Source organism: Bartonella sp. CL162QHHD (genome assembly GCF_042195435.1).
Taxonomy (GTDB): Bacteria; Pseudomonadota; Alphaproteobacteria; order Rhizobiales; family Rhizobiaceae; genus Bartonella.
The window spans coordinates 1-3,266 of the sequence record NZ_JBHIOG010000002.1 but is presented as its reverse complement, the minus strand read 5'-3'; the positions used below and the strand labels follow the sequence as shown (position 1 = coordinate 3,266).

Here is a 3,266-nt window from a genome sequence, read left to right as displayed (position 1 = left end):
GTTTCTAAATTTTCAAAATCAATTTCTCTTTTTGATAAAATAATATTTTTATTTTTTTTGTTATTGTTATTGTTAATGTTATTGTGCATTTCCAAGCATTGCTCGTGCATTGCGTATGCATTGCTTGTGCATTGCTCATGCATTGCACGTGCATCATCATTACTTTTATCTTTGTTTTTATCCCATCTAGCTTTTGCTGCTTTTGAAGCCTTTTCCGAAGCTTTATCTAAATTCTCATTAGAGTTATTGAGTTCTTCCTCAACATCTAAATTCCACAAGCGACCATCTGCTAAACGAATGAAATATCCTTCTTCAAGCAAAACATTCAGTGCCGCTTCAAACTTCTTCACTGAATAACCAGTGTAATTAGATAAAACTTTAATATTATAAAAAAGAGGTTCACCAGTATGCAACATACGTAACCGTAATCGCATATAGATATTGCCCTCTACAGCAGGCAAATAATCAACAACTATTGCCCACTTGTCTGCAAAAAGCCTCGTCCATGGCAACTTAGTTGACATACTTCACCTCCCTTTCTTTATTATATTGCAAGTGAAATTATCTAGCTCTTCAGTGACGTTATTGAGTTCTTTTTCAACTTCTGAATTCCACAACCCACCATTGTCTAAACGTATGATGAATCCACCTTCAATCAAGGAATTCAAAGCTGCTTCAAACTCTTCTACTGGATAACCAATCCAACGAGCTAATACCCTTAAGTTGTTTAAAATAGGCTCACCAGTACGGAGCATTAGAAGTCGCAACATGACATAGATACATTTCTCGGTCGGCGACAAACAACCAAGAGTAAGAAGCCATCTGTCTGCAAAAAGCCTCGTCCATGGTAATTTAATGGACATACCCCAATTCCCTTTCTTTAACTAAATATAAAATTGCTAAAGCATCTGCTTCGTTATCATCTTTCGGATTGTGCCCTTTTGCACGCACCGCCTTAATCATCTCTTCTTTCGACGCATTCCCCTTGCCTGTCGTCGCTTTCTTAATCGTACTTACTGGTATCCCCTCATACGGTATCTGATGCTGTTCACACCACGCCGTTAACGTTGCTAACAAACCACCGTAAACATGCGCTGCATCTGTACCTTTATGACGCCTCACCTCTTCAAAATACACCACGTCAATTTGACCTGCTGTCTGCTTTATTTCTGATAACCATTGCTTAAAGCGCAAGTAACGCATTCCACCGCCTTCAAAACGGCGCGATTGAAAATTCACGGTACCACTGAACATGTCACCACTTGCACCACGTATCGCCCACCCCGTTTTGGTACCTAGATCAAAACAAAGAATCGTGTTAATCACAGCGCCACTCCATACAAAACGTATTTTATAAGATTACTATTTTCCCATAAGCGGGGGGAGAAAGATGTGAGAAGTATGCCAACAATATATGATTTATTTTCTTCCACCATTAGTATAGCCGTTGGAGGCTTTGTTTTGTATACAAACTACAAAGCACAAAAAGAAAGATGTTTAGGACAAAAATTGCAAAGTTATAGTGTACGTGAAATTTTTGGACACATGAGTCCAAATAATCCTCAAGACCTTGAAACTTACCTAGAGTTAATCATCCACAATCCTACAAATCAAATAATCAAGATAAATCATATCAAAATACCCAAAGAATATCCGTTTGTATTTAATAAAGTATGCCGCCCAGATCCTAACGAAGCTATCACAGACTCTGAAAGAGATAGAAATGGAATAAAGGTCATCCCAAAAACTCCAAAGCACATTGATTTAATAGACCCAAAACTAAAGCCAGAGCATTTGGGTTTTTTTGATCTTTTTAGCATAAAAGCCAAAAGTAAATTAACTCTTTGGTTTAAGATACACCCAAAAGAACCGTCCTTCAGAAAACCTATAATCATTGTAGTTGAACACACCTCATGTAATGATCCAGAAGCAACGCTTGAAACCAAGTTTTGTCTTGGTTTTTTCCGGTGGACAGACCAGCAAAACGAAACGTGGTTTGATAAACTATTTAAAAGAAAGCTCTTCATGAATAATTCTAATAGCTAAAGCCATATTCCGCACTCCCAATAATAACGGAGTCGCTCCCATATTCTACGGTGCCAAGGTAGAGATGCCATGTATTGTTGTGGTGTTAACATAGACAATTTATAAGTCGTATTGGAAATGTAATTAAAGTTTGGAACTAGGTGATCACCACGTAATCTGCCGCCACCAAAAACAGCCCCTAAACCACTAATCCAACAATTACCTTCGTGACTGAGGTTCTCTTCACTCTCTACCCAGCCACCTAAATCACCTTTCTTTACTTTGCCAAAGCTTCTCAATGCTCGTATTCGGTGTAACTTGAAAGGACCGAGATCAACTGTATCGTCTGTAAGTTCGTATTTCTTTTTACTACTATTAACTAAATCACAACCACTAATAAAACCTGTATCAATCCATGCATCACCACACACACGGGCATTTCCACAAATTATTGCTGTACCGTATACATGTGCATTATCAAAAACTTTAGCATCAAAATAAACAATGGCATTGCCATAAACATGAGCGTTATCATAAACGTTGGCATTACCAAAAACCTTGGCTCGACCGTAAACCCTAGCACTACCATAAACCTTTGCATCGTCCCCAACCCAACAGTCTCCCTCATGACTTAAATTGCTTTCATTTTCAATAAAGCCACCTAAGTCACCTGCGTACACATCTCTAAAATTTCTTAAAGCACGTATACGATGAAGCGTAACTCCATTAACTTCGATTGTTTCATCAGTAGATTCATACTTCTTTTTAACTGTCATCTTATCCACTCCTCACTTACCCTTCTTCTTACTCTTCTTATTCTTATGAGTCGGCGCTTTTACTGCTTCATCACGCGGCTTAAGCTTTTGTGTTAGTCTTTGAATTTCCGCATCACGTGATTGCACATCTGCTTTTAGTGCTTCTATCGTTTCACTTTTCCGTTTAAAGTCTTCTCGGTACGCATNCTTTGAATTTCCGCATCACGTGATTGCACATCTGCTTTTAGTGCTTCTATCGTTTCACTTTTCCGTTTAAAGTCTTCTCGGTACGCATCTATCTTTTGTTTTAGTTCATCAATTTCCTCGTCACGTTCTTTAATCTCTTGCTTCAGTTCTTCAATTTCCTCGTCGTCACATTCTTCTATCTTTTGTTTCAGTTCTTCCATTTCCTCGTCGCGTTCTTCAATCTCTTGCTTCAATTCTTTAATTTCCTCGTCGCGTAATTGAACATCTGCTTCGAGTTCT

General features: G+C 38.3%; 5 protein-coding genes. 1 reads left to right on the top strand and 4 read right to left on the bottom strand.

Features of this window, described 5'->3' with window-relative positions; translation table 11 throughout:
- The 3 genes from ACFILD_RS00090 to ACFILD_RS00080 all read right to left on the bottom strand — a co-directional run.
- On the bottom strand, positions 1 to 524 hold a 524-nt coding region (locus ACFILD_RS00090; protein ID WP_375664597.1), incomplete at its 3' end, for a DUF1376 domain-containing protein.
- 3 nt (positions 525 to 527) lie between these two features.
- Complete coding sequence (locus ACFILD_RS00085) at positions 528 to 863, bottom strand: DUF1376 domain-containing protein (protein ID WP_375664596.1); 336 nt, start codon at positions 861 to 863, stop codon at positions 528 to 530.
- Positions 853 to 1,326 carry a crossover junction endodeoxyribonuclease RuvC gene (locus ACFILD_RS00080; RefSeq protein ID WP_375664595.1) on the bottom strand — a complete coding sequence of 158 codons (474 nt, stop codon included), beginning with the start codon at positions 1,324 to 1,326 and terminating at the stop codon, positions 853 to 855. Before ACFILD_RS00080 ends, ACFILD_RS00085 begins: the two co-directional genes overlap by 11 nt.
- 75 nt (positions 1,327 to 1,401) lie before the next feature.
- On the opposite strand from ACFILD_RS00080, the gene ACFILD_RS00075 reads away from it, so the two are divergent.
- Entirely contained in the window at positions 1,402 to 2,046 is a 645-nt protein-coding gene (locus tag ACFILD_RS00075; RefSeq protein ID WP_375664598.1) for a hypothetical protein, read from the top strand.
- On the opposite strand, the gene ACFILD_RS00070 is transcribed toward ACFILD_RS00075, so the two are convergent.
- Entirely contained in the window at positions 2,043 to 2,801 is a 759-nt protein-coding gene (locus ACFILD_RS00070; protein WP_375664594.1) for a hypothetical protein, read from the bottom strand. The two genes, ACFILD_RS00075 and ACFILD_RS00070, sit on opposite strands and share 4 nt — an antisense overlap.
- Between the last annotated feature and the right edge of the window lie 465 nt (positions 2,802 to 3,266).